The organism is Pseudohaliea sp. (genome assembly GCF_054552115.1).
Window position 1 is genome coordinate 73888 of sequence record NZ_JBTOLW010000007.1, and the last position, 26516, is coordinate 100403.

The window sequence follows — 26516 nt, forward strand, 5'->3', positions numbered from 1 at the left end:
GGCGCAGGAAGCGCCAGCATGCCTTTCCTGGACGATGTCCCAAACACGACAAAAGAGGTAACCGATGCTCCTGCAACGCACGATCCTCCCCCTGTTCCTTGCCGGCTTCCTGGGTGCCGGCGCTCTTGCCGGCGAGCACGACGCCGCGGCGGCCGCTGAGGCCTCCGAGGCTGAAAAGGCGATCCCGGAACCGCTGCACTTCGAGAGTGACGGTTCGGTGCGCATCGATGGCAAGACGATCGACTACAGGGCCACCGCCGGCACGCTGGTCATGAAGAATGACGACGGCGACCCCATCGCCCATTTCGGCTACACGGCCTACGAGAAGAAGGGCGGCGACGCGTCGAAGCGGCCCATCCTCTTCGCCTACAACGGCGGGCCCGGCTCGGCCTCCATGTGGCTGCACATGGGCATCCTCGGGCCGCAGCGCACCGTGGTAGAGGACGTGAGCTTCAATACCACCGGGCCCTTCGAGCGCGTGAACAACGAGTTCAGCGTCCTCGACAAGGCCGACCTGGTCATGATCGATCCGGTAGGCACCGGCTTTTCCCGCGCCGTCGGCGAGGCCACGGGTGAGGACTTCTGGGGCGTGGACAACGACATCGAGTCGGTGGCCAACTTCATCGCCCGCTACCTCTCCGAGCACGGCCGCTGGGCCAGCCCGAAGTACCTCCTCGGCGAGAGCTACGGCGGTATCCGCTCCGGCGGTGTCGCCTATGAACTGCTCACCAAGCACACCATCTCCCTCGATGGCGTGATCCTGGTTTCCCCCTACATGGACTTCATCGCCGGCAACAATGGTGCGGAGAACGACCTCGCCAACGTGAACACCTTCACGACCTTCGCCGCCACGGCCTGGTACCACGAGGCCGTCGACGAGCGGCCGGACGATCTGCGCGCCTTCCTGGCCGAGGCCGAGACCTTCGCCCACGAGACCTATGCGCCGGTGCTCCTGAAGGGCAGCCGCGCCACGGCCGAGGAGCGTGCCGAGGTGCTCGCGGGCCTCGAGCGCTTCACGGGCATCAGTGCGGACTACTGGGACCGGGCCAACCTGCGCATGGACGAGTCGCGCTTCGCCAAGGAAGTGCTCCGCGACCGGCGCAAGACCGTGGGCCGGATCGACTCGCGCTTCGCCGGCGAGGCGATCAACCACATCGCCGAGACCTTCCGCTACGATCCCTTCTTCCCGGCGATCGGCCCGGCCTTCGTGGCCTCCTTCAACGACTACTACCGCGAGGCACTGGGCGTGAAGACGGACCGCAGCTACGTCACCTCCGCGGGCCTGTACCGCGATTGGGACTGGCGCCACGAGCAGCCCGGCGCCTGGGGTACGCAGCCGGTGTCAAATACCGCCGTGGACCTCGCCTACGCCATGGCCCAGAACCCGAACATGCGGGTGCTGGTACAGCAGGGCTACTTCGACCTCGCCACGCCCTACGGCGCAACCGAGTACGTCATCGCCCACATGGACCTGCCGGAGGCGGTGCGCAAGAACCTGGTCCTCAGGCACTACGAGGCCGGGCACATGATGTACGTGCACCCGGAATCCATGGCCCGCTTCAAGGCGGACCTGGGGGCCTTCATTGACGGTCGCTGACGACGGCTGACGCCGTCGCGGCGCGCTCAGGAGTTCGTCTGCTCGAGCTCCAGCCGGGCGCGCCGCGCCTCCCGCCTTTCCCGATCCGCTTTCTGCCGGGCCTCCAGCCGTTCACCGAAACGCAGGCCGCGCATCCAGGCACGGGCGAAGAGGCCGACGCCGACAATCGTGAGTGCGTTGAGCAGCAGGACAAGACCGATGTTCATGGGATTCCTTGGCGGACGTAAGTGGAGTGGGGGCATTTCGCCGGGCCGCTATTCTAGCGACTTCTGCGGGGTGCTAAGCCCCGGGTGACTCAGTGGCCGCGTTCGCCGCAGACTTCCCGGAATCCCGCGGCCACGAAGGGAATCATGTGGTCGTAGGCGGCCTGCAGGTCTTCCGAGCGGCAGAGACCGCCGGAGAGATTGTCGATGCGCCTCGTCTGCGCCAGGGTCAGCGTCAGCGCCCCGGACAGGTTGTGGTAGCACCAGTACAGGTCTTCCCGGCGCGCGCCGGGGAGGGCCTTCGCCAGCGCCGCGATGAATTCCTGCACCAGCGCATCGAAGAGGTGCGACATCATCTTCGGGCCCCAGTAGGGGCTGTTGTTGATATAGGCGATGAGCGCGAGGTAGTGGCGCCAGCCCGCGTCACCGGTCTCCTGGGCCAGTTCCAGCGGGCGCAGGAAGGCCTCGATGATCTGCTCGAGGGTCGGCCCCGCCTCGCCCGCTTCAGCGGCCTCGCGCTGGCAGCGGTGCAGGGCGTCGCGGCGGGCCTGGTTCAGGTAGGCGGCGCGGCGCTCGAACACGGCCTGGAACAGGTCCATCTTCTTGCCGAAATGGTAGTTCGCGAGGGCGACGTCCACCCCTGCGCGCCGGGCGATCTGGCGCAGGGTGACGCCGTCATAGCCGTGCAGCGCGAACAGTTCCTCGGCGGCGTCGAGGATGCGCTCCGGGCGGGAGCGGGTCCGGTCATCCATGGGCGTCTCGGTTGTCTCGGGCATTCAACGATTGTTGAGTAGCGCGCCGCCCGGCGCAAGAGCCAGCTCCCTTGATCGGGATCATGGCAGCCGGGCCGCTGCGACGGGAGCATGCGAGGCACAGTGTCGACCCGCCCGTCCAGGAGGGTTTGCGATGGGATTTTCCCGCAGTTCCCGGCGCCGGCCGGGGGCATCAGTCATCGGAGCCGGCACGTTGCTGCTTGCCGCTCTCGCGCTCGCCGAGCTCCCCGCGCCGGAAAACGGTCATCGGCCCCTGCGCGGCAACCCCGTGACCGACGCGCCGGATCCGGCGCCGCCGGCCCCCTTCGACGGCTACGTGAACGCGCCCGCCTTCGAGGTCGTGCCGCGCCAGGGGGAACTGAAGTTCTACCCCTGCGCGGCCTGCCACGACCAGATGACGCCGAACCGCGAGCGGCGCAAGCTGTTTTCGCCGCACCCGGCGGCCCTGGACCACGGCGACGGCCGGTTGTGGTGCCTCGACTGCCACGCCGGCGAGGGCCGCAACGAACTGCACACCCTGGCCGGCGAACGCGTGAGCTTCAACCGCGCGGACCGGGTCTGTGCCCAGTGCCACTACACCCCGCACCGGGACTGGGTCTTCGGTGCCCACGGCAAGCGGGTGGCCGACTGGCAGGGCGATCGGCGCATCTACAGCTGCGCCCATTGCCACGATCCGCACGCACCGGCGGTGCGCCCGCGGGCCCCGGAGCCGCCGCCGCCGGTGCGCGCCGGCCTTTCCCGTCCCGAGCTCGACGCCGACGCCCATGGCGCGCCCTGGGCCGTCGCCAAGGAGGAGGACCATGAGCCAGCAGAAGGACAGTGATGGCATCGATGCAGGCCGCCGCCGCTTTCTCGGCGCCGCCGGAGCGGCGGTCGCGGGCGGGACGGCCGCCGGCCCGGCCTGGGGCGGCAGCACCTTCCTGGACGCCATGGGCAGCTTCTTCCAGGACCATTACCAGCGCATGAGCGACGAGGAGATCGCCGACGCCCTGGACCGCATCGAGCGGCGGGCGAAGCGGCGCTACGGCGTCGACATCACCTGCCGGGATACGCCGCCGCAGGACGGCGTGGTCTTCGGCTACGCCCTCAACATCAGCAAGTGCAAGGGCTACCGGGACTGCGTGTCGGCCTGCGTGCGCGAGAACAACCAGGACCGCGGCTCGCAGATGCAGTACATCCGTGTGCTGGAAATGCCCGAGGGCACGCGGGAACTGGAGGCGGCGGAGCACTATTACGACCCCGAGACGGTGCCCGTGGACGGCCACTACTACCTGCCGGTGCAGTGCATGCAGTGCGACGATCCGCCCTGCGTGAAGGCCTGCCCGGTGGAGGCGACCTGGATGGAGCCGGACGGCATTGTCGTGGTCGACTACGACTGGTGCATCGGCTGCCGCTACTGCATGACCGCCTGCCCCTACTGGGCGCGCCACTTCAACTGGCGCGAGCCGCAGATTCCCGCCGAGGAGATCAACCCGGATACGAACTACCTCGGCAACCGGCCGCGGCCGAAAGGCGTGGTGGAGAAGTGCCACTTCTGCACCCAGCGGACCCGCGAGGGGCGCCAGCCGGCCTGCCAGGAAGCCTGCCCCACGGGCGCGCGCATCTTCGGCAACCTCCTGGACCCGAACAGCGAGATCCGCTACGTGCTCGCCAACAAGCCGGTGTTCCGGCTGAAGGAAGAGCTCGGCACGGAGCCGAAGTTCTGGTACTTCACGGACTGAGGGGGTGAGCATGCTCGGATTCATCCGCGATGCGCTGGGTGCCATGGCCGGCGGCGGCCGCGGCTACCGCCTCTGGGTTGCCTTTCTCGCCCTGCTGGTGCTGGCCGGTGCCGGCGCCTGGGCGGTACAGCTCAGCCAGGGGCTCATCGTCACCGGTATGAGCGACCAGGTGTCCTGGGGTTTTTACATCGCCAACTTCGCCTTCCTCGTCGGCATCGCGGCGGCGGCGGTGCTGCTGGTGATCCCGGCCTACGTGTTCCACCGGCAGGACATCAAGGCGGTGGTGCTCATCGGCGAGGGCCTGGCGGTGGCCGCGGTGCTCTCGGCCATGCTCTTCGTGGTCGTGGACCTGGGCCGGCCGGACCGCGCCCTGCACCTGCTGCCGCTCATCGGCCGCATGCACTGGCCCGAGTCGCTGCTGGCCTGGGACGTGGTCGTGCTCAGCGGCTACCTGCTGCTGAACCTGGCCATTCCCTTCTACGTGCACTACTGCCACTACCGGGGCCGGGAGCCGCACTTTCGCGCCTACTTCCCCTGGGTGGTGCTGGCCATGTTCTGGGCCATCTCCATCCACACGGTGACGGCTTTCCTTTTCGCCGCCAGCAGCGCCCGGCCGTTCTGGAGCGTGTCTCTCCTGGGGCCACGTTTCATCGCGACCGCCTTCGTCTCCGGGCCGGCGCTCATCATCCTCGTGCTCCAGGCCGTGCGGCGCTTCACCCGCTACCCGGTGGCCGACAGCGTGATCGATACGCTGGCGCTGATCATGGCCGTGGCGCTCCAGGTCTCGCTGTTCTTCGTCGGTGTCGAGCTGTTCACGGACTTCTACAACGAGGGCAGCCATGCGGCCTCGATCCGCTACCTCTACTTCGGGCTGGAAGGCGCCAACAGCCTGGTGCCCTGGGTGTGGTCGGCCCTGGCCCTGCTGGTCGTGGCGGTGGTGATCCTGACCATCAATCCGCTGCGGCGGCAGCGGCGGCTGCTCAACGTCGCCTGCGTGCTGGCCTTCGTCGGTATCTGGATCGACAAGGGCATGGGCTTCGTCGTCCCGGGCTTCGTTCCGACGCCCCTGGGCGAGGTCTTCGAGTACAGTGTCACGGCCGTGGAATTGACGCTAGCCCTCGGCATCTGGGCCTTCGGCGCCCTGGTCTTCACGCTGCTGGCCCGGGCCAGCATCGCCATCGAGCTCGGCGAGGTGCGTGCCGGCGCGCCGCGGCTCCTGTCGCGGATCGCCCCTAGCGGCTGAGTATCCAGTCGATCACGCGGGCGAGTTCGGCATCGCCCAGCTTCTCTTTCGGGGTGGGCATCATCATCGCCTCGCCCCAGACCCCCTGGCTGCCCTCGCGAACGCGTTGCGCAAGAAGCCCGGCGGCGCCTTCATCCCCGGCATAGCGCTCGGCGATGGCCTGCCAGGACGGGCCGAGCATGGCCTGCTCCGCGTGGTGGCACATGCCGCAGCCGGCGCTGTCGGCGAGAGCGGCCGGGTCCTCACCGGCGGATGCAGCGGCGCTGCCCGCGACCCAGGCGATAGCAAGCAGTTGGCGGGCTGTTCCCATGGTTGTCGCTCCTCTTTGGCGGTGCAGGTGCCCCAAAGATAGCACCGGACGGCTTCGCCCGCGCAAGGCCCGGCTTGCAAATTCAACAACCGTTGAATACGCTGCCGCGACGATAAGTACAAGGATCGGCGGCCCATGACCCCGGAACTCTTCAAGTACCTCGTGGTGGGCGCCTACGCGCTGCTCGTCTACGGCCTCTCCGTCGTCGGCATGCGTCGTACCGCCAGCGTCGCCGGCTTCTCCATTGGCAACAAGGACATGCACCCGGTGGTGGTGGGTATCACGCTGGCGGCCTCCATCGCGTCCACGGCGACCTTCGTCATCAACCCGGGGTTCGTCTACCGGCACGGGCTGTCCGCCTACCTGCATTTCGGCGTCGCCGGCTCCCTCGGTATCCTCACCGCCTTCCTGGTGCTCACCCGCGGCTTCCTCCGCCTCGGCGAGAGCCACGCGGCGCTGACCATCCCCCAGTGGATCTTCTACCGCTACAATCACCGCGGCTTCAGTCTCTTCTTCGCCTTCATCAACCTGCTGTCGATCACCTTCGTGGTGCTGATCCTCGTTGGCTGCAGCCTGCTGGTGACCGGGCTCTTCCCCGTGGACCAGAAGACCGCGCTGGTGGCGGTGCTGCTGTTCGTCTTTTCCTACGTGCTCATGGGCGGCACCTACGCCCACGCCTACACCAACACGCTGCAGGGCGTGATGATGCTGGGCGTCACCGTGCTGCTGTTCGTGCAGGGCTACAAGTATTTCGGCGGTGACATCGGCGGCGCGCTGGCGCGCGTCGGCGCGGACTACGCGGCGGCCTACAATGCCTCGAGCAGCCTCTACTTCGATTTCTTCTCGGTGTTCGTGAGCGGCTTCGTCATCACCTTCGCCCTCATGCTGCAACCGCATATCCTCACCAAGGTGCTCTACCTGCGCAGCGAGCGGGACATCAGCCTGTTCATCGGCACGACGGTGGTGGTGGGCGCGCTGTTCACGCTAATGCTCATGATCGGCTTCTACGCCCGCCTGGCGGGGCTGGAGATCGACGCCCAGGACACGGTGGTGCGCGAGTACCTGCTGCATGAGTTCGGCAGTTCCCCCTGGGGCGAGTACGTGCTGGTCTTTATCTTCATCACGCTGCTCGCCGCGGGCATGAGCACCCTCGACGGCATCCTTGTGTCCCTCTCGGCGATGGTGGTGACGGACATCGTCCGCCCGCTTACCGGGTCGGAGAAAAGCGGGCTGGCGCTCTCGCGCTGGGTGCTCGTGGCCGTCGGCGCCCTCGGCCTCGCCCTCGCCTGGGAGCCGCCGCCGCTCATCGGCCTGTTCGCCCAGAAAGGTGTTTATGGCCTCGCCGCCGCCTCCCTGGTGCCGGTGCTTTTCGGCGTGCTGGTGCGCCGTCACATCCCGCTCTGGGTGGTCGTCGGCGCCGCCGCCATCGGCCTCGGCGGGCACCTGCTGCTCAACCTTGCGTTCGGCGTGGAGAACCCGGCCGTGTCGGCAACCTGGGCGATCTTTGCGGCGCTGGCTTTCGGCCTCGCGGGGCTCATCGCCACTCGTCCTTCGGAGTTTCCTTGACAATTCAACACCTGTTGAATACCTTCAGGGAATTCAACGCGCGTTGAAAAGCGCCACCCCACGGTGACGCCCGATAATTCATAACGAAGGAAAAGGTGCCCGCCATGAAACGTAACCACGTTCGCCATCCCCTTGTTGCCGCCATCGCCGCCGGTTCGGCGCTGGCCTTCCCGGGCCTGTCGGCCGTTGCCCAGGAGAAATCCCTCGCGCTCGAGGAGGTCGTCGTGACCGCCCGGCGGCGGGAGGAGAGCCTGCAGGACGTGCCCATCGCCGTCACCGCGCTCACCGGCCAGGAGCTGGCCCTGCGCGGCACGTCGGATATCTCCGAGCTCGCCCAGTCCGTGCCCAGCGTCACCCTGGAGCCGTCCCGGGCCACCAACACCACGCTCACCGCCTTCATCCGCGGTGTCGGCCAGCAGGACCCGCTCGCCGGCTTCGAGCAGGGTGTCGCTCTCTACCTCGACGACGTCTACCTCGCCCGTCCCCAGGGCGCCATGCTCGATATCTACGACGTCGAGCGCATCGAGGTGCTGCGCGGCCCCCAGGGCACGCTCTACGGCCGCAACGCCGTCGGCGGGGCGATCAAGTACGTCACCCGCCGCCTCTCCGACGAGTTCGAGGGCCGGGTGCGGGCCTCCTATGGCGCCTACGACCAGATGGACTTCGTCGGCACCGTATCGGTGCCGGTGAGCGACAGCTTCCGCATCGGCGGTACCGTCGCCTCCTTCCAGCGCGACGGCTTCGGTGACAACCTGACCACCGGCGAGGACCAGTACAACAAGGATATCGTGGGCTACCGTCTCTCGGCCGAGTGGGAGCCGAGTGAGCAGCTCCTGGTCCGCCTCGCCTATGACAAGACCGAGGACGACTCCAACCCCGTCGCCGGCTGGCGTCCCTTCCCGGGTGCGGTCAGCGGCGCACCGGTGCTCGATGACGTCTTCGACAGCACCGCCGGCGCCGCGGACCTGCCGACCACCGCCGGTATCGACGGCAACAACACGGTCGAGAACGAAGGCTGGATGGTCTCCGTGGACTGGCACGTCACCGACACCCTCACGCTGCGCTCCATTACGGCGGACCGGGAGGACTACACGGAGTCGGTGATCGACTTCGACAGTCTCGCCGTGCCGGACTTCGACGCGCCGGTGATCTACGACAACGAGCAGTTCAGCCAGGAGTTCCAGCTGCTCTGGAACACGGACAAGGTCAGCGCTGTGCTCGGCTATTACTACCTCGACGCCGAGGCGGCCAACGACTTCGACGTGGTCCTCGGGCAGATCGGGCCCGTGACGGCCTACACCGGTGGCGTGGTCGAGACCGAGGCCTGGTCCGTGTTCGGCGACCTGACCTACAACCTCACCGACCGCCTGTCCGTGGCCGTCGGCGTGCGCTACACGGAGGACGAACGCCGGGCGGATATCTTCCGCGCCAACTACCTGGGCACCGGCTCGCCGTTCCTCGGCAACGACGCCGCCCTGCTGCTCGCGGTGACCTCCGACTACGAGGCCGACCAGACCTACGACGATACGTCGCCGCGCTTCAACGTGAGTTACAAGCTGACGGAAGACGCCACGGTCTACGCCGGCTACAGCAAGGGCTGGAAAGCGGGCAGCTTCGACCCCCGCGGCGCCAACTTCCTGACCCCGGCCGTGGAAGAGGGCTTCGACGCCGAGGAGCTTGACTCCTGGGAGGCCGGCCTCAAGGCCACCTGGTGGGAAGGCCGCGCGCTCACCAACATAGCCGTGTTCTACAGTGAATACACGGACATGCAGATCCCCGGCTCCGTGGGCGTCGACAGCGACGGCGACGGCGTCAACGACAGCTTCGTCGGCACGGTCACCAACGCCGGCGAGTCGGAGATCAGCGGCATCGAGGTCGAGGGCAGCTTCCTGTTCACGGAGAACTTCAGCGCCCAGTACGCGCTGAGCCTGCTCGACGCCGAGATCAAGGAGTGGTTCGTCGGCGGCGTCAACGTGGCCGACCAGCGCGAGATCCAGAACACGCCGGAGGAGATGGCCTTCGTCGCCCTCAACTACGATGTGCCCCTGGCCGGCGGTGACCTGCGCGTCTCCGCGAACTGGTCCTACAAGGGCGACATCACCCAGTTCGAGGTGGCCAACGCCTTCATCGACCAGGAGGCCTACAGCCTCTACAACGCCAGCATCACCTGGCTGTCTTCGGACGAGGACTGGCTCGTGGGCCTGCACGGCAAGAACCTCGGGGACGAGGAGTACCGCACCGCCGGCTACTGCTTCGGTGCCTCCGCCGGCTGCCCGTCGGCCCTCGGTCTCGAGGACAACACCACGGTGTTCTTTGCGCCGCCGCGGACCTGGACGGCCACCGTCGAGTACCGCTTCTAGGCGATAAAGATGGACCGTTTTCCGTCCCCGGCACCGCTGTTGCCGGAAATCCTCGCCCTGCACGGTAAGTGGCGGGCCCCGAATGCGGCGGTCTGCTGCGCGGGGGATACCCTCGACTGGGCTGCCTTCTGCGCCGCCAATCACCGCTTCGCCCACGGGCTCCTGAGCCGGGGCGTCGCCCCCGGCGACCGCGTAGGCGTGGTCATGAGCAACGGCCTGCCCATGCTGCAGGCCCTTTTCGGGACGCTCGCCGCCGGCGCGGTCTCGGTGCCCCTGAACCTGTCCGTGAACGACGACGCGGTCGTCGCCATGCTCACGGATGCGGACATCCGCGCACTCGTCGTCAGTGCAGACCAGCAACCGCGGCTCGCCGCGCTTCGCGACCGGCTGCCGGCGGGCCTGTCGCTGTGGCTCACCAGCGGCCCGGCGGATGACGGCTGGGACAGTCTCGACGACCTCTGCGCGGGCCAGCCGGAAACGCTGCCGGCCCAGGCGCTGGCCCTCGATCCCGAGGCGCCGCTCAATATCATCTACAGTTCCGGTACGACGGGGCTGCCCAAGGGCATCCTGCACACGCACCGCGGGCGCCGCGACTGGGCCTACGACCTTGCCATTGCCCTGCGCTATCACGGCGCGGCACGGACGCTGCTCACCATCGGCCTCTACTCGAACATCTCCTGGGTGGCCATGCTGACCACCTTGCTGGCCGGTGGCACGCTGGTTGTGCACGAGCGCTTCGACGCCGGCGCCTTCCTCGACGCCGTCGAGGAGGACGGCATCACGCACACGGCCATGGTCCCCATCCAGTTCCAGCGCGTGATCGCCGAGCAGCGCGAGCGCCCGCGGGACCTGTCGGGCATGCACGCGATGATGAGCTGCGGTTCGCCCCTGCGCGAGGGCCTGAAGCGCGATATCTTCGCGGCCTTTCCCTGCGGCATCGTCGAGCTCTACGGCCTCACCGAGGGCATCATCACCACCCTCGAACCCGAGGACGCGGAGGGGCGCTGGGATTCCGTCGGCCGCCCGCTCATCGGCACGGACATCGCCATCGTCGGTGACGACGACCGGCCCTGCGCCCCCGGCGACGCCGGGGAGATCGTTTCCCGCGGGCGCATCACCATGCCCGGCTACTGGAACCGGCCGGAGGCAAACGCGGAGGCGCGCTACATCGACGACCACGGTGAAGTCTGGCTGCGTTCCGGCGACGTCGGCCTCATCGACGGCGAGGGCTTCCTGTACATCGTCGACCGCAAGAAGGATATGATCCTGTCCGGCGGGCAGAACATCTACCCGCAGGACATCGAGGCGGTGCTGGTCACGCACCCGGCCATCGAGGACGCGGGCGTCATCGCCGCCCCCAGCGAGCGCTGGGGCGAGACGCCGCTGGCCCTGGTGGTACCCGCGGACCCCGCCGCCGATGCCGGCGAGCTGCTGGCCTGGGCCAACGGCGAGCTCGGCAGGCAGCAGCGCCTCGCCGATCTCCTGCTGGTGGAGGAACTGCCACGCAACCCGAACGGCAAGATGCTCAAGCGCGAACTGCGCGAGCGCTACGGAGACCGACGCTATGCCTGACCTTCACGAGCCCGGCTTTCGCGATCACTGGTACGACAGCGCCGACGGCCTGCGCCTCTACGCGCGCGTTTACCCCGGCCCCGGCGGTGACGCGCTGCCCGTGCTGTGCATGCACGGCCTGTCGCGCAATTCCGCCGATTTCGCCGGCCTCGCGGATCACCTGGCGCCGTCGCGGCGGGTGATCGTCGCCGAGCAGCGCGGCCGCGGCCGCTCCGCCTGGGACCCGGCCCCCGCCAACTACACGCCGCTGACCTACGTGCAGGACATGTTCAAGCTCCTCGATGAACTGGGCCTTGACCGGGTGGTGCTGATCGGCACCTCCATGGGCGGCCTGATGAGCTTCCTCATGGCCGCCCAGGCCCCGGAGCGCTTCGCCGGCATGGTCATCAACGACATCGGCCCGGAGATCGACCCGGCGGGCCTGGCGCGTATCCAGCGCTACGTCGGCAAGAACCCGCCGGTTGCGAGCTGGGACGAGGCGGTGGCGAAGACCCGGGAGATCAACGAGGTTGCGTTCCCGGACTACAGCGACGACGATTGGCTCGCCTTCACCCGCAACCTCTACGTGGAGGAGGACGGCGTGCCCGTGCTCGCCTATGACCCGGCCATTGGCGAGGGCATGGCGGACCCGGAGGAGACGGGGGCGGTGCCGCCGGATCTCTGGCCCGTCTTCGACGCAGCGGCCGCCGTGCCGATGCTGGTGATCCGCGGCGAGCTTTCGGACATTCTCGCGGCGGATTGCGTGAGGCGCATGGGCGAGCGCGACCCGGACCTCGAGGCGGTGGAAGTGCCGCGGGTGGGCCATGCGCCGATGCTCACGGAGCCGGAGGCGCTGCGCGCCATCGACGCTTTCCTGGCCCGTCTTTCCTGAAGCCCCGGGCGGGTCTCATTTGAGCTCGCGCGGGCCCTGTGCCATGCTTGCGCGCTGTTTCCCGCAGGCGCACAGCGATGCAGGTACTCTCCACATGGCATGAGCTTCTCGAGGCGCGGGACCCGTCCCGGCTCGGGGAAATTCTCGCCGAGGACTGCGTGTTCCACTCACCGGTGGTGCACACGCCGCAGGCCGGCCGTGAGCTCACGGCGCTCTACCTCACCGGCGCCATGCACGTCTTCAACGACAGCTTCCGCTACCTGAAGGAGGTCATCGACGCGCCGCACGCGGTGCTCGAGTTCAGCTGCACCGTGGACGGCATCGACATCAACGGTGTGGACATCATTACCGTGAACGCAGAAGGCCTCATCAGTGAGTTCAAGGTCATGGTGCGCCCGCTCAAGGCGGTGAACCTGCTCCACGAGCGCATGCGAGCGATGCTGGAGCAGCTGGGTGGCTGAGGGTCCGCAGCGCCTCATCGTCGGCATCAGCGGCGCCTCCGGCATCGCCCTGGGCGTGCGCGCGCTGGAGCTTCTGCGCGCCGCCGGCGTGGAGACGCACCTGGTCATGAGCAAGTCGGCGGAGCTGACGCTCCAGTCCGAGCTCGACCTCAGCGCGAAGGAGGTGCAGGCGCTGGCCGATGTCTGCTACCCGGTGAAGAACGTGGGCGCCGCCATCGCCAGCGGCTCTTTCCTCACGGCGGGGATGCTGGTCGCCCCCTGTTCCATCCGCAGCATGTCCGAGATCGGCAGCGGCGTCACCTCGACGCTGCTGACCCGCGCCGCCGACGTGGTGCTGAAGGAGCGGCGCCGGCTGGTGCTCATGGTGCGCGAGACGCCCCTGCACCTCGGCCACCTCAAGACCATGACCCGCCTCGCGGAAATGGGCGCAGTGATCGCGCCGCCCGTGCCCGCCTTCTACTCGCGCCCTGGCAGCGTGGACGAGATCGTGACCCAGAGCGCCGGCCGCGCCCTGGATCTCTTCGGGCTGCACAGCGACGAGGTCCGGCGCTGGGCCGGTGACTGAGCCGGGGGCGCGCTGAGTGCCGCTGCTCTTCGGAGTCGTTCTCCTCGACATGATCGGTTTCGGGATCGTCATTCCGATCCTGCCGTTCCTGTCGCCCACGCTCGGCGCCGACAAGCTCGATATCGCCATGATCATCGCCAGCTACGCGGTCTGCGCCGGGCTCTGCGGCCCCTTCTGGGGTCGCCTGTCGGACCGTATCGGCCGCAAGCCGGTGATCATGATCTGCATGACCGGGGCCGCCGCCTGCTACGGTCTCCTCGCCATGGCGAGCGAGCTGTGGATGATCTATGCCGCCCGGGCCGGCGCCGGGCTCATGGCCGGGAACCTGGGCGTCGCCTCGGCGATGATGGCGGACCTCACCGGCAGCGGCGAGCGCGCCCGCGGTATGGGCCTGATCGGCGCGGCCTTCGGTCTCGGGCTGGTGCTCGGGCCGGTGATCGGCGGCCTGCTCTCGGCCGACGGCAGCTTCCTGGTGCCCTGTCTGTTCGCCGGCGGCATGTCGCTGCTCGCCGTGGCTGCCGCAGCGTTCTTTCTGCGCGAAAGCCTGCCGCCGGCGCACCGCGCCGAGCAGCGCGCTGAGCGGGACGCCGCGCCGGCGGAGAGCACCTGGGCCCTGCTGCGGCGCACCCGAAGCCGCCTGCTGCTGGCCCAGTTCGTGCTGCACACGTCGAGTGTCAGCGCCTTCACCTACCTGTTCCCGCTCTGGGTCGGCGACCTGCTCGCCTGGGGCCCGCACGAGGTGGGCATCGTTTTCGGCATCCAGGGTGCGATCATGGCCACGAGCCAGGGCCTGCTCATGGGCCCCCTGGTGCGCCTCGCCGGGGAGATTCCCCTGCTGCGCGCCTGCGTCGGCCTTTTCCTCGCGGGCCTGGGCATTGCCGTGGCCGCAAACGGCATGGTCGGCATGCTCGCCTCGGTCTTCGTGGGGCTGACCGGGGCGACCCTGTGCATGCCTGTACTGCAGTCGCTGACCAGCCGGCGAACCCCGGCGGCGCTGCGCGGGCGCATGATGGGCGCGGCCGCCTCCGCCTCGGCCTGGGGCCGGGTGCTCGGCCCGCTGCTGGCCGGTGTGCTGCTCACCCATTTCGGCTACCGCACGGCGTGGCTATGCTTCGCGGTGGTGGTGGCGGTGTATTTCTCCTGGGCCGTCGTGCAGCCGCGCGAGGCCGACCACCCGCATCCCGCATGACCTGACAAGAGGAGCGTTTCATCCATGGCTACCCACCTTTTCGACCTCGACGGCAAGATCGCCTTCGTCAGCGGCGCCAGCCGCGGTATCGGCGAGGCCATCGCCCGGCTGCTCGCGGAGCAGGGCGCCCACGTCATCGTGTCCAGCCGCAAGGAACCCGATTGCGAGGCGGTGGCCGCGAGCATCCGCGAGGCCGGCGGCAGCGCCGAGGCCATGGCCTGCCACGTCGGCAGCATGGACGACATCCACGCCACCATGACGCGGATCCGCGAGGGCCACGGCCGCCTGGATATACTCGTCAACAACGCCGCGACGAACCCCTACTTCGGGCATGTGCTCGACACGGACCTGGGCGCTTTCCAGAAGACCGTCGACGTGAATATCCGCGGCTACTTCTTCATGTCCGTCGAGGCCGGCAAGCTGATGAAGGAGCAGGGTGGCGGTGCGATCGTGAACACCGCGTCCATCAATGCAATCCAGCCCGGCCCCCTGCAGGGCATCTACTCCATCACCAAGGCCGCCGTGGTCAACATGACCCGGGTCTTCGCCAAGGAGTGCGGGCCCCTGGGCATCCGCTGCAACGCGCTCCTGCCCGGCCTCACGAAGACGAAGTTCGCCGGCGCGCTGTTCGAGCACGAGGAGATCTACCAGCGTGCGATGGAGCAGATCCCCCTGGGCCGCCATGCGGAGCCGCAGGAAATGGCGGGTACGGTACTGCTCCTCGTTTCCGAGGCGGGCAGCTACATCAACGGCGAAACCATCCTCGTGGACGGCGGCATCACGATTTAGCGTGGCTGGCGGGGTGGCCGGCCCGGCTCAGGCGGCCTCGCGCAGATAGGCGAAGCCGCCCTCCTTGATGTAGAGCTCACAGTACTCGCCGCCGGTGGGCGTGAGCACACCGCCGGGGGGAATGCGCAGCCAGCTCCAGCGGCGATAGGTACCGTGCTCGTCGGCGAAGGCGCCGGCGAGGACCAGCAGCTCGGCCCCGGCAGGGAAGGTCAGGGTGCCGAGGGAGGCCGGGTCTTCCCAGCGCTCGAGGCGCGCCGAGTCGGCGTAGGGCTCCTGGGCGTAGAGCTTCTTCCAGGCGACGCCCTTGCGGACGCTGCCGCGCCAGGGCTGGCCGGCTGTCTGCACGGCGACCTTTTCCCGGTCGTTCCCCGGGTACTGGCGCAGCTTCACGAACAGCGTGCAGCCCTCTTCGGAGTAGGGGGCATGGGAATAGCCCTCCGGGTTCAGCAGGTAGGTGCCCGCCGGCCAGTGGCCGCGGTCGTCGGAAAACACGCCCTCGAGGACGAGGATCTCCTCCCCCTCCGGGTGGTCGTGGCGCGGAAAGCGCGCGCCGGGCGCGTAGCGCACGAGGGACGTGACCTGGCCCGCTTCGGCGCGGCCGACGAGGTGCAGGCGCTTGCGCTGCACGTGGCCCCCGGGGCTCTCGGTCCAGGGCAGGTCCTGGGTGTCGATGGCCAGGCGCTGGCGGAAGTCGCCGTTCAGCACCTTGAGTTCCTCGCACATGGTATGTTCACCGTTTCGTTCGAATTACTCTTCATTACTGTATTACGCTTCTCAACCTTGTTTGGACAGCCGCCTCCGGCGCGGGTTCCAGGGCGGCGGACCACGGGAGAATCCCTTGCCGCAGCCCTCTTTGTCTCACGTTTATGTTACGCACAGGCTGCCGGGCGAGCGCATTGCGGAACTTGGCCAGCACTGCGACATGGCTTGCTGGCCGGGCCCGGGCCTCCTGCCCGCCGACGCGCTGCGCGCGGCGGTGTCGGAGGCGGACGGCCTCGTCTGCCTGCTCACGGACCGCATCGACGCCGGGTTGCTGGCATCGGCCCCGCGGCTGCGCTTCATCAGCAGCCTCTCCGTGGGCCTCGACCACGTGGACCTGGCGGCGGCGACGGCGCGGGGCATAGCCGTCGGTCACACCCCCGGTGTGCTGGTGGATGCCACCGCCGACACGGCCTTCGCGCTCCTCCTGGCTGCGGCGCGGCGCATCGCCGAGGCCGATGCCTTCGTGCGTGCCGGAGACTGGCGCCCTGAGAACGCCTGGTCGCCGGACTTCTTCCTCGGCCGGGACCTCGCCGGCGCGACCCTCGGCCTGGTCGGCCTCGGTGCCATCGCCCGGGCCGTGGCCCGGCGCGCGGCGGCCTTCGGCATGCGCGTCGTCGGCTGGAACCGCAGCCCGCGCGACGTCCCCGGGGTGGAGCAACTGCCGCTGGACGATGTACTGGCCGAGAGCGACTTCGTCAGCGTGCACGTGGCGCTGGCGCCGGAGACCCGGGGTCTCCTCGATGGCGAACGCCTTGCCCGCCTGCGCCGCGGCGCGGTGCTCATCAATACCGCGCGGGGCGGTATCGTCGACGAGGTGGCGCTCGCCGAGGCACTGGCGAGCGGCCGGCTGGGCGCCGCCGGCCTCGACGTCTACGAGCGGGAGCCGCTGGCTGCCGGCAGCCCGCTGCTGTCCGCGCCGAACACGGTGCTCACGCCGCACATCGGCAGCGCCACCGCCCTGACGCGCCGGCGCATGGCGGACCTCGCAGCGGCCAACGCCCTCGCCGCCCTGCGCGGTGAGCGCATGCCGCACTGCGCCAACCCGGAAGTCTACGGCTAGCGGCTCTCGCGGAGGCCGTCAGGGCGCCTCCGGCAGGGCGCGCAGCCCCTGGCGGATGGCCCGCCGGGCCAGGTCTTCGTTGACCCGGTTGCGGTCCTCGATGATCTTGCTGATACGCACGTTCCAGACCGCGTCCTCGGTCGCCGCGTCGAAGAGAATGACCGCGATGTTGGCCGTCTCCCGCACGGCGCCGAGCGCGTAGGCGTTGTCGATGGACGCCTGGTCGACATTGCGGTTGGGGACGGCGGCGGGCCGGTAGCTCACGTTGTCGGCGCTGCGGCTGACCGCGCCGTCGACCAGCCCCGTCGCCGCCACATAGTCGACCAGGAAGTCCGGGTTGTCCGCGACGCGCCGGTAGCCTTTCCCGGCCAGGGTTTCGTCCACCGCGGCACGCAGCACCGGGTCGAGCCGGTAGATGCTGTCGGCGCCGGAGCCCTTCACCGGCAGCGCGGGCCGGCGCCAGGCGTAGGTCTGGTAGTTGCCCGCAGCGAAACCTGCCGTGTCGGCCGGGTCGGTCTGGATGCCGGCGGTGCAGCCGGCCAGCAGCGTGCTAAGCAGCAGCGTGGTGAGCAGCAGGGTGGTCAGGGCGCGCATCGGGAGCCTCGCTTGCGGTGTGCTGCCTTCAAGTGTAGCAGAGAAGCTGTTGCTCTCGGCGGCAACGTGGCAGATCGGATGGCTATCTGCGGCGAAAAACCCTCAACTTGCAGGGATATTGTCCTGCGGGCTCAGGTGCCGCCGTCGCTGCGCGGCGCTTCCAGGGGCCGCAGCCAGGCCTCCAGCCCCGGCAGCGCCGCCCGCGCGGACTCGCCGGCCGCTCGCGTGGCATAGCGGCCGTACAGGACCAGGTAACGGGCCGCGCCGCCGCTGTCCCCGCGCTGCAGCCATGCCGCCTCTGCCAGCCGGTGTTCGCTGATGAAGCGCTGCGCCGCCGTCCGGGTACTGAAGGCGCCGAGCTGCAGCGTGAACTGCTGCGCAGCGGTGCCCGCGCCCGAGGGCGGGCCGCCCGTCGCAGCGCGGCCGCTGAGGTTGCCGCCAAGGCAGCGCGACACGGCGAGCTCGTTGCCCGCCGACACCTGCCGGTACTTTTCCCGGAAGGCCTTGTCGACCTTCCTGCCGTAGGCGGAAGCGTTCGCGTTGCGGTAGCGGGTGAGCCGGCTGGGGCCGCCGTTGTAGGCCGAGTAGCTCGCCCGGGCGAGGTTCTCGATACCGCCCGGCTGCCGGTGTTCCCCCTTGCGCAGGGCGTAGCGCACCAGGTAGTCCAGCAGTACCTCCGTCCCTGCAGTCCCGTTGTAGGCGATGTCCCAGCGCAGGCGCTGCTGGTCGTAGAAGCCGCGCCAGACCCGCTCGTTGACCTGCATCAGGCCCACATCGCCGGTGCCCGAGCGCAGCGGCACCAGCTTGCGGTCCTCGCTGACCACGTAGTGGCGCCAGCAGCTTTCCTGCCAGGCCGTGGCCAGCACGAGGTGACGGAAGAGGGTACGGTAGTCGGGCGCGAGCTCCCGGCCGTCCAGCGCCTCGCCGATCGCGGTCTCCAGCAGCGCCGCGACCTCCGGCAGATACTCCGCGAGGTCGTCCCGCTGTGGGGCCCAGCGGTTGAGCCGGTCTGCCGGCGCGGCGACGGCGCTCGGGAAGGGTGACAGGTCCAGGCGCCAGCCGGCGGCCAGCGGGCCCTCGAGGTGCGCCCGGAACAGGCGCTCCAGGACCGGGTCCAGCTCGCTGCTGTAGCGCAGGAGCGCGTCGCCGTCCTCGCCACCGAGGAGGCGTGCCAGGCGGCGCAGGCCGTCCGCGGAGATGTCGAGCCCGACGCCCGGGCCGAGCTCGTCGAGGGCGGCCAGTGCGTCGGCGGCGGCGAGCGCGCTGAACAGCAGTAGCGGCTCCTCCCCCGGCTGCTCGAGGGCGATGCGGCGCAGGACCGGTGCCAGGGCCTGCCAGCTGTCGAGGAACCAGGCTCGCACGGGGTCTGCTGCGCCCACGGCGGTCGACGCCAGCATGTCGTCGAGCCGGTAGCGGCTCTCGATAAGGACCTCCAGGAGCGCTTCGCGCAGCGCCTCGAGCTGCGTCGCCGCGGCGTAGTGCTTTACCGCCAGTACCAGCAGCGCGTCCATCTGCTGCCAGCGGGCCTGCCAGCGGTCGCGCTCCGCGGCGGAAAGGGGGGCCGCCGGCGGTGCCGGCTCCCCGGCGGGTTCCACCGTGAAGCGCACGTCGGCGCCGACGCCCTCGCCATCGACGCGCAGGGCCGTCAAGCGCAGGCTGTCGAGCAACGCGTCGATCTGCGCCCGGGACTGGCGGGGCAGGACCTCCGGCAACAGCGCGCTCATCGCCTCGAGCTGCGGCCGGAGGTCGACGCGATAGTCCGCGAAGAAGGCCCTGGCGCCGTTTTCTGCCAGCTGCTGCAGCCGGTGGTCCGCCGGCAGCGGCTCGCCATTGCTGTCCAGGAGCCGGGTTCGCGCCGGTTCAAAGCCGACTGCCGTCCCCGCTTCGCGCAGCGCCGGCATGCCCGTGAGGTCGAGCCTGCCCCGCCAGCGCAGCAGGGTTGTGCAGGCACCGCTCGCGCCCACCCCCAGCCGCGCCTGCATCCTGGCAACAAGGCCGAGCTGACCCGCCTGCGGAGTCAGCGAGGGCTCGCTCAGGATAAGCTGGCTGCAGTTCACGCGGCCGCCGAGCAGGTCGTGCGTGCCCGCCGGCCCGCTGAACAGCTGCCTTTCCAGCAGCCGCTGCAGGAGGGCGGCGTCGAGATGCAGGGGAACGGTGACGCTGCGGGCGTTGTCCGGCGGAACGGGCGCTGCCCCCGCCTGGCTGGCGGCCAGGGCGAGAAGCAGGGCGCCGGCGGCCCGGCGCAGGGGCCGGGGTGGACGCCGTGGGCTGTGGCGACGGTATGCGCTGATCACCCGTGCAGCATACCTCATGGGCGCGGGCTCAGCGCCGCACCGAGGCGCGGTAGGCGCGCGGTGACAGCCCGACCACGCTCTTGAAAGCACGGGAGAAGTAGAGCGCGTCCGTGTAGCCCAGGGTGGCGCTCACCGCCTTTACACTGCGGCCCGGCTCGTCCAGGAGCCGGCAGGCGGCCTCCATTTTCATCTGCAGGAAGTGGCGTATCGGCGGCACGCCTGTGAGGGCGCGGTAGCGGTTGACGAAGTGGTAGCGGGAGAGGTTGGCCACGCCGGCGAGCTCGTCGAGGCTGAGCTGACCGTCGAGACGGCTGCGCATGTGGGCCTGGACCGCCGCGAGGTCGAGCTCGCCCGGGCGCCCGGTGCGCCGCTGGCGCACGGCCAGGGCGAAGCGGGTCATGAGGTGGCGCAGGTGGTTGGCGGCATCGACATAGGCCAGCAGGTTATAGCCGGTGCTGCGCACCGCCAGCAGGCTGTCGAAGCTCGCCGCCAGCGCGGGGCTGGCGCCGGCGTGCTGCACCGCCCGGCCCCGCTGGAAGCCGAGGCGCTCGATGAAGCTGTCGCTCGCGGCCCCGCGGAAGTGAACCCAGTAGAGGGTCCAGGGGTTGCGCCGGTCAGCGCCGTAGCCGTGGGAAGCACCGGCGGGAAGCAGCACCAGGTCGCCGGCGCGGACGGACTGGCGCCCTTCCAGCTCCAGCCAGCCGCCGCCGGCCGTGCAGTAGAGCAGCAGGTTGTCGTCCGGTGCCTGGCGGCGCATACGGTGGTCCCGGGCCCGCGGGTAGTAGCCCATGGCCGTCGGGTAGCAATCGCGGGTAAGCGGGTCCGTTTCCAGGGACGCCAGCACGAACGCCGGCGTCAGCAACCTGACGCCATCTTTTGGGAGAGGCCAGTCGGACGGTCGGCTCAAGGCCCGTGTGGCAGTATTTCCATCACCGCAATATAGTCCATGTCATTCACAATTTCGTCAATAGCAGCGGCGCGCCCCGGGTGCTAGGGTGGTGGGCCCGTTTAATAACAGATCACGAGGTTCACGATGCCTGCCCAGGTTCCGCTGTACATCAATGGTGAGTTCACCCAGAGCAGCAGCACAGAGTGGCTGCCCGTGCTCGATCCGGCCACCCAGTCCGTGCTTGCGGAAGTGCCCCTGGCCACCGCCGACGAGATCGATGTCGCTGTCGCCACGGCAAAGGACGCCTTCCAGCGCTGGCGCGAGGTGCCGGTGCCGGAGCGCGCCCGGCTCATGCTGCGTTACCAGGCCCTGCTCAAGGAACACCACGACGAGCTCGGCGAGCTCCTCGCCCGCGACACGGGCAAGACTTTCGAGGACGCCAAGGGCGATGTCTGGCGCGGTATCGAGGTGGTCGAGCACGCGGCGAACATCCCCTCCCTGCTCATGGGGGAGACCGTCGAGAACGTCGCCGGCGGTATCGACAGCTACAGCGTGACCCAGCCCCTGGGCGTATGCCTCGGCATCACGCCGTTCAACTTCCCGGCGATGCTGCCCCTGTGGATGTTCCCGCTGGCCATCGCCTGCGGCAACACCTTCGTCCTCAAGCCCTCGGAGCAGGTGCCCCTGACGCCCATGCGCCTGGCGGAGCTGTTCGCCGAGGCCGGCGCGCCGAAAGGTATCCTGAACATTGTCCACGGCGCTGTGCCGCAGGTGGACCAGCTGCTCGCGCACCCGGATATCCAGGCCGTGTCCTTCGTCGGCTCTTCCCGGGTCGGCGACATCATCTACCGCCAGAGCGCGGCGGCGGGCAAGCGCGTGCAGTGCATGATGGGCGCGAAGAACCACATGGTGATCATGCCCGACGCCGACAAGGACAGCGTTCTCAATGCCCTGGTCGGAGCCTCCGTGGGCGCCGCGGGGCAGCGCTGCATGGCTATCTCCGTCGCGCTGTTCGTCGGCGAAGCGGCCGAGTGGATCCCGGAACTCGCCGAGCGCGTGGGCAAGGCCCGCCCCGGTGCCTGGGACGACGCCGGCGCGGCCTACGGCCCGCTCATCTCCACTGCGGCCCGGGACCGCGTCCTCGGCCTCATCGCCAAGGGCAAGGAAGAGGGCGCCACCTGCCTGCTCGACGGCTCCGACTGCGTCGTCGACGGCTTCCCGGACGGCAACTGGGTGGGCCCGACGATCTTCAGCGACGTCACGCCGGACATGACGATCTACAAGGAAGAGATCTTCGGTCCGGTGCTGTGCTGCATGCAGGCCGACACGCTCGAGGCCGCGATCGCGCAGATCAACGCCCTCGAGGTGGGCAACGGCACCTCGATTTTCACCGCTTCCGGCGGCGCGGCGCGCAAGTTCCAGCACGAGGTGGCCGTGGGTAACGTGGGCATCAACATCCCCATCCCGGTGCCCCTGCCCTTCTTCAACTTCAGCGGCTGGCGCGGTTCCTTCCGCGGCGATCTGCACCCCTATGGCAAGCAGGCAGTGCGCTTCTACACCGAGACCAAGACAGTGACCGCCCGCTGGCGTCACGCCGAACCGGAGGCCGCCGGCAGCCAGCCGAACATGAGCATCAACCTGCGCTAGGCCGGCATCCGCCAGGAGGACAGCCATGGACTTCACCCTGTCTGCAGAGCAGCAGGCCTTCATGGACAGTGCGCGTGCGTTCGCCGGGGATGTCCTCGCCCCGAACGCGGCGCGCTGGGACGCGGAGGCGATCTTCCCCAAGGACGCCCTGGCCGCCGCCGGCGAGCTGGGCTTCATGGGCATGTACACCCCGGAGGCCGCCGGTGGCCTCGGCATGGGACGGCTCGACGCCAGTCTCATCGTCGAGGAGCTGGCCCGCGGCTGCACGACCACCACGGCCTTCCTGACCATCCACAACATGGCCACGAGCATGATCGGCAGGTACTGCCGGGAGGCGGTCATCGAGGCGTGGTGCCCGGAGCTGGTGGCCGGCACGAAGCTCGCGTCCTACTGCCTGACCGAGCCCGGTGCGGGCTCGGACGCCGCCTCGCTGCGCACGCGTGCCGAGCGCGACGGCGATGACTACGTCATCAACGGTGCCAAGGTATTCATCTCCGGCGCCGGTGACACGGACGTGCTCGTGGTCATGCTGCGAACGGGCGACGCCGGCCCGAAGGGCATTTCGGCGCTGCTGGTGCCGGCGGATACGCCCGGTATCAGCTATGGCAAGAAGGAAGAGAAGATGGGCTGGAACGCCCAGCCCACGCGCATGGTCAGCTTCGACAACGTGCGCGTGCCGGTGGAAAACCGGCTCGGCGAGGAGGGGCAGGGCTTCTCCATCGCCATGGAGGGCCTGGACGGCGGCCGCATCAACATCGCCACCTGCAGTGTCGGCACGGCGCAGCAGGCGCTGAACGATGCCGCGGCCTACGTGCAGGAGCGGCAGCAGTTCGGCAACGCGATCGCCGATTTCCAGGCCACGCAGTTCAAGCTCGCCGACATGCTCACGGAGCTGGTGGCCGCTCGACAGATGATCCGCCTCGCCGCCAGCAGGCTCGACGCCGGCGACCCGCAGGCGACGACCTACTGCGCCATGGCCAAGCGCTTCGCCACGGATGCGGGCTTTTCGGTCTGCAATGATGCGCTGCAGCTCTTCGGCGGCTACGGCTACATCCGCGAGTACCCCCTCGAGCGCTACGTGCGCGACACGCGCGTGCACCAGATCCTCGAGGGCACGAACGAAATCATGCGCGTGATCGTCGCGCGACGGCTACTCATGGAAGGTGCACTGGAGGTAATCCGATGATCAGCAGCACATCTGACAAGATCAAGGTGGAGCTGCGCGGCCACACCGCGCTGGTCACCATCGACAACCCCGCCGCGAATACCTGGGACACGGAAAGCCTGCCGGCGCTGCGCGACCTGGTCGCGGAGCTGAACGCCGCAGACTCCGTGTTCGCCCTCGTGCTCACCGGCGCCGGGGATAAGTTCTTCTCCGCCGGCGCCGATCTCAAGCTCTTCGCCGACGGCGACACGGCTGTCGCCGGGGAGATGGGGCGCCTCTTCGGCGAGGCCTTCGAGGCGCTGGCCGATTTCCGCGGTGTCTCCATCGCCGCGGTGAACGGCTTCGCCATGGGGGGCGGCCTCGAGGTCGCCCTCGCCTGCGACCTGCGGGTGGTGGCCGAGAACGCGAAGCTGGCCCTGCCGGAAGCGCGGGTGGGGCTGCTGCCCTGCGCCGGTGGCACGCAGCGCCTGGCCTGGCTCGTGGGCGAGGGCTGGGCCAAGCGCATGATCCTGTGCAACGAGCGCATCGACGCGGCGACCGCCGAGCGCATCGGCCTCGCCGAGGAAGTGGTCCCGGCCGGGGAGGCGCTGGACCGCGCCCTGGCCCTCGCCGAGCAGGCCGCGCAGCAGAGCCCGACCTCCGTGGCGCACTGCAAGCAGCTCATCCACTCGGCCCGTGACAAGGCGCTGGCCGATGGGCTCGTGGGCGAGCGCGAGCGCTTCGTCGAGCTCTTCTCCACCGAGGACCAGCGCGAGGGGGTCAACGCCTTCCTCGAGAAGCGGGAACCGGCCTGGAAAAACCGCTAGGAGGTAGCATGAGCGACGACGCACCGGTCATCGTCTCGGAGCAGCCCGCGGCCAATGGCGCCGTGGGCATGGTCACGCTGAACGTACCGAAGACCCTGAACTCCCTGACCCTGGAAATGGTCGACCTGCTGCAGGAGGCGCTCGACCGCTGGCGTGAGGACCACAGCATCCGCGCCGTGTTCATCGCCGGTGCCGGGGAGAAGGCCTTCTGTGCCGGCGGTGATGTCCAGGCCCTGCACGCCTCGGCGGTGAAGAACCCCGGCGGCCCCTGCGACTACGCGGAGGCGTTCTTCGCCCGCGAGTACCGCATGAATTACACGCTGCACACCTATCCCAAGCCGATCATCTGCTGGGGCCACGGCATCGTCATGGGCGGCGGCCTCGGCATCATGGCCGGTTGCCGCCACCGGGTCGTGACGGCGTCCACCCGCATCGCCATGCCGGAAGTCACCATCGCGCTCTTCCCGGACGTGGGCGGCAGCTGGTTCCTGAACCACATGCCTGGCGGCGCCGGCCGCTTTCTCGCGCTCACGGCGGCGAACATCAACGCCACCGATGCGCTGTTCCTGGGCCTCGCCGACCGCTTCATCAGCGCCGACAAGTGCGATGCGGTGGTCGAGCGGCTGCTGGCCCAGCCCTGGAGCGAGGACCCGGCCGCCAACCACGGCCTCGTCCGCCACCTGTTGCGCGAGTTCGAGGAGAGCGCCGACGCCCTGCCGCCGGCGCAGGTGCAGCCGCACCTCGAGACCATCCGCCGGCTCACGGACGGCGACGACATCCACCAGGTGATCGACAACATCCTCGCCCTGGATACGGACGACAAGTGGCTCGCGAAGGCCCGGGACGCCCTGGCCAATGGCTCGCCGCTCGCCGCGCGCTGGATCGACCGGCAGCTGGAGCGCACGCGGCACAGCTCCCTGCGCGAGGTGTTCCAGGCCGAGGTGGTGCTGGCCACCCGCATCGTCCGTCACCCGGAGTTTGCCGAGGGCGTGCGCGCGCTGCTCATCGACAAGGACCGGCAGCCGGCCTGGCAGTACGAGCACTCCCGGGCGGTACCCGGGGAGGTTCTCGACGGCTTCTTCCTGCCGCCCTGGCCACAGAACCCCCTCGCCGACCTATAACGAACACAGGAGTCACACCATGGCACATGTCGCCTTCATCGGCCTCGGCAACATGGGAGGGCCCATGGCGGGCAACCTCCTCACCGCGGGTCACTCGGTCACCGTTTTCGACCTGGTTCCGGAAGCCTGCGCGGCGCTCGCCGGGCAGGGCGCTGCCGTGGCCGACTCGGGGCAGGCGGCCATCGAGGGTGCCGAGTACGTCATTTCCATGCTGCCGGCGGGCAAGCACGTCAAGGGCCTCTACCTTGGCGAGGATAAGGGCGAGGACAAGGGCGAGGGCGGCCTGCTCGCGCGCCTGGACGGGAGCGTGACCGTCCTCGACTGCAGCACCATCGACGCGCCCACGGCGCGGGAGGTCGGCGAGGCCGCCGCCGCCGCGGGCATCGGCTTCATGGACGCGCCGGTTTCCGGCGGGGTCGCGGCGGCGAAGGCGGGTACGCTGGCCTTCATGTGCGGCGGTGACGCCATGACCTTCGAGAAGGCCCGTGTCGTGCTCTCGGCCATGGGCAAGAACATCTTCCACGCCGGCCCCGCGGGGGCCGGGCAGGTTGCCAAGGGCTGCAACAACATGCTGCTGGCCATCCACATGATCGGCACCTGCGAGGCGCTGGAGATGGGCGCGCGCAACGGCCTCGACCCGAAGGTGCTGTCCGAGATCATGCTCGCCAGCTCCGGCCGCAACTGGTCCCTGGAGGTGTACAACCCCTACCCGGGCGTCATGGACGGTGTGCCGGCCAGCAACGATTACCAGCCGGGCTTCATGGTCGACCTGATGGTCAAGGACCTGGGCCTGGCCATGGACATCGCCGGCCAGGCGGGGGTCGACAACCAGATGGGCCAGCTGGCCCGCAAGCTCTACGAGGCCCACCAGGCCGGCGGCAACGGGCCCCGGGATTTCTCCTCGATCCTGGAGCGCTTGAAGGGCTGAGCCCGGGGGCCCTGCCGGGCCCGGTCAGTG

General features: G+C 69.2%; 25 protein-coding genes. 18 read left to right on the plus strand and 7 right to left on the minus strand.

Annotation, left to right across the window (positions count from 1 at the left end):
- Positions 1-64: 64 nt before the first annotated feature.
- Positions 65-1597, plus strand: coding sequence for a S10 family peptidase (locus tag ACX93N_RS05595; protein ID WP_459427415.1), 1533 nt, complete (start codon positions 65-67; stop codon positions 1595-1597).
- 26 nt (positions 1598-1623) lie between these two features.
- On the opposite strand, the gene ACX93N_RS05600 is transcribed toward ACX93N_RS05595, so the two are convergent.
- Complete coding sequence (locus ACX93N_RS05600; RefSeq protein ID WP_459427416.1) at positions 1624-1803, minus strand: hypothetical protein; 180 nt, start codon at positions 1801-1803, stop codon at positions 1624-1626.
- A gap of 89 nt (positions 1804-1892) precedes the next feature.
- Positions 1893-2576 carry a TetR/AcrR family transcriptional regulator gene (locus ACX93N_RS05605; protein ID WP_459427417.1) on the minus strand — a complete coding sequence of 228 codons (684 nt, stop codon included), beginning with the start codon at positions 2574-2576 and terminating at the stop codon, positions 1893-1895.
- Between the two features lie 190 nt (positions 2577-2766).
- Here ACX93N_RS05605 and ACX93N_RS05610 point away from each other — a divergent pair, with 190 nt between their 5' ends.
- The 3 genes from ACX93N_RS05610 to dsrP are packed head-to-tail and all read left to right on the plus strand — an operon-like array spanning position 2767 to position 5537.
- Positions 2767-3396 carry a hypothetical protein gene (locus tag ACX93N_RS05610; protein WP_459427418.1) on the plus strand — a complete coding sequence of 210 codons (630 nt, stop codon included), beginning with the start codon at positions 2767-2769 and terminating at the stop codon, positions 3394-3396.
- Entirely contained in the window at positions 3374-4294 is a 921-nt protein-coding gene (locus ACX93N_RS05615; RefSeq protein WP_459427419.1) for a 4Fe-4S dicluster domain-containing protein, read from the plus strand. Before ACX93N_RS05610 ends, ACX93N_RS05615 begins: the two co-directional genes overlap by 23 nt.
- Before the next feature lie 10 nt (positions 4295-4304).
- Positions 4305-5537: a sulfate reduction electron transfer complex DsrMKJOP subunit DsrP gene (dsrP, locus tag ACX93N_RS05620; RefSeq protein ID WP_459427420.1), complete on the plus strand. Its 1233-nt coding sequence runs from the start codon at positions 4305-4307 to the stop codon at positions 5535-5537.
- Here the strand turns inward: dsrP and ACX93N_RS05625 are convergent.
- On the minus strand, positions 5527-5847 hold the full coding sequence (locus tag ACX93N_RS05625; protein ID WP_459427421.1) for a c-type cytochrome: 321 nt from the start codon (positions 5845-5847) through the stop codon (positions 5527-5529). The genes dsrP and ACX93N_RS05625 overlap by 11 nt on opposite strands.
- Positions 5848-5982: 135 nt before the next feature.
- Here ACX93N_RS05625 and ACX93N_RS05630 point away from each other — a divergent pair, with 135 nt between their 5' ends.
- From ACX93N_RS05630 to ACX93N_RS05665, 8 genes are all read left to right on the plus strand, one after another.
- Complete coding sequence (locus tag ACX93N_RS05630) at positions 5983-7413, plus strand: sodium:solute symporter family transporter (protein WP_459427422.1); 1431 nt, start codon at positions 5983-5985, stop codon at positions 7411-7413.
- Positions 7414-7517: 104 nt separating this feature from the next.
- Entirely contained in the window at positions 7518-9773 is a 2256-nt protein-coding gene (locus ACX93N_RS05635) for a TonB-dependent receptor (RefSeq protein WP_459427423.1), read from the plus strand.
- A gap of 9 nt (positions 9774-9782) precedes the next feature.
- Positions 9783-11345 (plus strand): class I adenylate-forming enzyme family protein, encoded by a 1563-nt coding sequence (locus ACX93N_RS05640; RefSeq protein ID WP_459427424.1) that lies wholly within the window; start codon positions 9783-9785, stop codon positions 11343-11345.
- Positions 11338-12216 carry an alpha/beta fold hydrolase gene (locus ACX93N_RS05645; protein ID WP_459427425.1) on the plus strand — a complete coding sequence of 293 codons (879 nt, stop codon included), beginning with the start codon at positions 11338-11340 and terminating at the stop codon, positions 12214-12216. The genes ACX93N_RS05640 and ACX93N_RS05645 overlap by 8 nt, the downstream gene beginning before the upstream one ends.
- A 77-nt stretch (positions 12217-12293) precedes the next feature.
- Positions 12294-12677, plus strand: a complete 384-nt coding sequence (locus ACX93N_RS05650) for a nuclear transport factor 2 family protein (RefSeq protein WP_459427426.1) — start codon at positions 12294-12296, stop codon at positions 12675-12677.
- Positions 12670-13242: a UbiX family flavin prenyltransferase gene (locus ACX93N_RS05655; protein WP_459427427.1), complete on the plus strand. Its 573-nt coding sequence runs from the start codon at positions 12670-12672 to the stop codon at positions 13240-13242. Before ACX93N_RS05650 ends, ACX93N_RS05655 begins: the two co-directional genes overlap by 8 nt.
- A gap of 16 nt (positions 13243-13258) precedes the next feature.
- On the plus strand, positions 13259-14431 hold the full coding sequence (locus ACX93N_RS05660; protein WP_459427428.1) for an MFS transporter: 1173 nt from the start codon (positions 13259-13261) through the stop codon (positions 14429-14431).
- A gap of 24 nt (positions 14432-14455) precedes the next feature.
- The gene (locus tag ACX93N_RS05665; protein ID WP_459427429.1) at positions 14456-15220 is read left to right on the plus strand and encodes an SDR family oxidoreductase; all 765 of its coding nucleotides are present in this window, start codon (positions 14456-14458) and stop codon (positions 15218-15220) included.
- Between the two features lie 27 nt (positions 15221-15247).
- On the opposite strand, the gene ACX93N_RS05670 is transcribed toward ACX93N_RS05665, so the two are convergent.
- On the minus strand, positions 15248-15943 hold the full coding sequence (locus tag ACX93N_RS05670; protein WP_459427430.1) for a cupin domain-containing protein: 696 nt from the start codon (positions 15941-15943) through the stop codon (positions 15248-15250).
- Positions 15944-16073: 130 nt separating this feature from the next.
- Here ACX93N_RS05670 and ACX93N_RS05675 point away from each other — a divergent pair, with 130 nt between their 5' ends.
- Complete coding sequence (locus ACX93N_RS05675) at positions 16074-17042, plus strand: 2-hydroxyacid dehydrogenase (protein ID WP_459427467.1); 969 nt, start codon at positions 16074-16076, stop codon at positions 17040-17042.
- A gap of 18 nt (positions 17043-17060) precedes the next feature.
- Here the strand turns inward: ACX93N_RS05675 and ACX93N_RS05680 are convergent, their stop codons facing one another.
- The 3 genes from ACX93N_RS05680 to ACX93N_RS05690 all read right to left on the minus strand — a co-directional run bounded on the left by ACX93N_RS05680 (position 17061) and on the right by ACX93N_RS05690 (position 20792).
- On the minus strand, positions 17061-17636 hold the full coding sequence (locus tag ACX93N_RS05680; protein WP_459427431.1) for a DUF4136 domain-containing protein: 576 nt from the start codon (positions 17634-17636) through the stop codon (positions 17061-17063).
- A 131-nt stretch (positions 17637-17767) separates the two neighbouring features.
- Positions 17768-19930: a lytic transglycosylase domain-containing protein gene (locus ACX93N_RS05685; protein ID WP_459427432.1), complete on the minus strand. Its 2163-nt coding sequence runs from the start codon at positions 19928-19930 to the stop codon at positions 17768-17770.
- A 28-nt stretch (positions 19931-19958) separates the two neighbouring features.
- Complete coding sequence (locus ACX93N_RS05690; protein WP_459427433.1) at positions 19959-20792, minus strand: helix-turn-helix domain-containing protein; 834 nt, start codon at positions 20790-20792, stop codon at positions 19959-19961.
- Between the two features lie 171 nt (positions 20793-20963).
- Between ACX93N_RS05690 and ACX93N_RS05695 the strand changes: the two genes are divergently transcribed.
- Genes ACX93N_RS05695 through mmsB form a run of 5 tightly spaced genes read left to right on the plus strand, consistent with a single transcriptional unit; the run spans position 20964 to position 26486 of the window.
- A complete protein-coding gene (locus ACX93N_RS05695) occupies positions 20964-22466 on the plus strand; it encodes a CoA-acylating methylmalonate-semialdehyde dehydrogenase (protein ID WP_459427434.1) in 1503 nt (500 codons plus the stop codon).
- Positions 22467-22491: 25 nt separating this feature from the next.
- The gene (locus tag ACX93N_RS05700; RefSeq protein ID WP_459427435.1) at positions 22492-23652 is read left to right on the plus strand and encodes an acyl-CoA dehydrogenase family protein; all 1161 of its coding nucleotides are present in this window, start codon (positions 22492-22494) and stop codon (positions 23650-23652) included.
- Positions 23649-24437 (plus strand): enoyl-CoA hydratase, encoded by a 789-nt coding sequence (locus tag ACX93N_RS05705; protein WP_459427436.1) that lies wholly within the window; start codon positions 23649-23651, stop codon positions 24435-24437. The genes ACX93N_RS05700 and ACX93N_RS05705 overlap by 4 nt, the downstream gene beginning before the upstream one ends.
- An 8-nt stretch (positions 24438-24445) precedes the next feature.
- A complete protein-coding gene (locus ACX93N_RS05710) occupies positions 24446-25558 on the plus strand; it encodes an enoyl-CoA hydratase/isomerase family protein (protein ID WP_459427437.1) in 1113 nt (370 codons plus the stop codon).
- A 19-nt stretch (positions 25559-25577) separates the two neighbouring features.
- A complete protein-coding gene (gene mmsB, locus ACX93N_RS05715; RefSeq protein ID WP_459427438.1) occupies positions 25578-26486 on the plus strand; it encodes a 3-hydroxyisobutyrate dehydrogenase in 909 nt (302 codons plus the stop codon).
- Positions 26487-26516: the final 30 nt, after the last annotated feature.

Bases quoted from the DNA above. Each gene is read 5' to 3' on its own strand.
- ACX93N_RS05595 (WP_459427415.1), top strand. From the start codon at position 65: ATGCTCCTGCAACGCACGATCCTCCCCCTGTTCCTTGCCGGCTTCCTG.
- ACX93N_RS05600 (WP_459427416.1), bottom strand. From the start codon at position 1,803: ATGAACATCGGTCTTGTCCTGCTGCTCAACGCACTCACGATTGTCGGC.
- ACX93N_RS05605 (WP_459427417.1), bottom strand. From the start codon at position 2,576: ATGCCCGAGACAACCGAGACGCCCATGGATGACCGGACCCGCTCCCGC.
- ACX93N_RS05615 (WP_459427419.1), top strand. From the start codon at position 3,374: ATGAGCCAGCAGAAGGACAGTGATGGCATCGATGCAGGCCGCCGCCGC.
- dsrP (WP_459427420.1), top strand. From the start codon at position 4,305: ATGCTCGGATTCATCCGCGATGCGCTGGGTGCCATGGCCGGCGGCGGC.
- ACX93N_RS05625 (WP_459427421.1), bottom strand. From the start codon at position 5,847: ATGGGAACAGCCCGCCAACTGCTTGCTATCGCCTGGGTCGCGGGCAGC.
- ACX93N_RS05630 (WP_459427422.1), top strand. From the start codon at position 5,983: ATGACCCCGGAACTCTTCAAGTACCTCGTGGTGGGCGCCTACGCGCTG.
- ACX93N_RS05635 (WP_459427423.1), top strand. From the start codon at position 7,518: ATGAAACGTAACCACGTTCGCCATCCCCTTGTTGCCGCCATCGCCGCC.
- ACX93N_RS05640 (WP_459427424.1), top strand. From the start codon at position 9,783: ATGGACCGTTTTCCGTCCCCGGCACCGCTGTTGCCGGAAATCCTCGCC.
- ACX93N_RS05645 (WP_459427425.1), top strand. From the start codon at position 11,338: ATGCCTGACCTTCACGAGCCCGGCTTTCGCGATCACTGGTACGACAGC.
- ACX93N_RS05650 (WP_459427426.1), top strand. From the start codon at position 12,294: ATGCAGGTACTCTCCACATGGCATGAGCTTCTCGAGGCGCGGGACCCG.
- ACX93N_RS05665 (WP_459427429.1), top strand. From the start codon at position 14,456: ATGGCTACCCACCTTTTCGACCTCGACGGCAAGATCGCCTTCGTCAGC.
- ACX93N_RS05670 (WP_459427430.1), bottom strand. From the start codon at position 15,943: ATGTGCGAGGAACTCAAGGTGCTGAACGGCGACTTCCGCCAGCGCCTG.
- ACX93N_RS05680 (WP_459427431.1), bottom strand. From the start codon at position 17,636: ATGCGCGCCCTGACCACCCTGCTGCTCACCACGCTGCTGCTTAGCACG.
- ACX93N_RS05695 (WP_459427434.1), top strand. From the start codon at position 20,964: ATGCCTGCCCAGGTTCCGCTGTACATCAATGGTGAGTTCACCCAGAGC.
- ACX93N_RS05700 (WP_459427435.1), top strand. From the start codon at position 22,492: ATGGACTTCACCCTGTCTGCAGAGCAGCAGGCCTTCATGGACAGTGCG.
- ACX93N_RS05705 (WP_459427436.1), top strand. From the start codon at position 23,649: ATGATCAGCAGCACATCTGACAAGATCAAGGTGGAGCTGCGCGGCCAC.
- ACX93N_RS05710 (WP_459427437.1), top strand. From the start codon at position 24,446: ATGAGCGACGACGCACCGGTCATCGTCTCGGAGCAGCCCGCGGCCAAT.
- mmsB (WP_459427438.1), top strand. From the start codon at position 25,578: ATGGCACATGTCGCCTTCATCGGCCTCGGCAACATGGGAGGGCCCATG.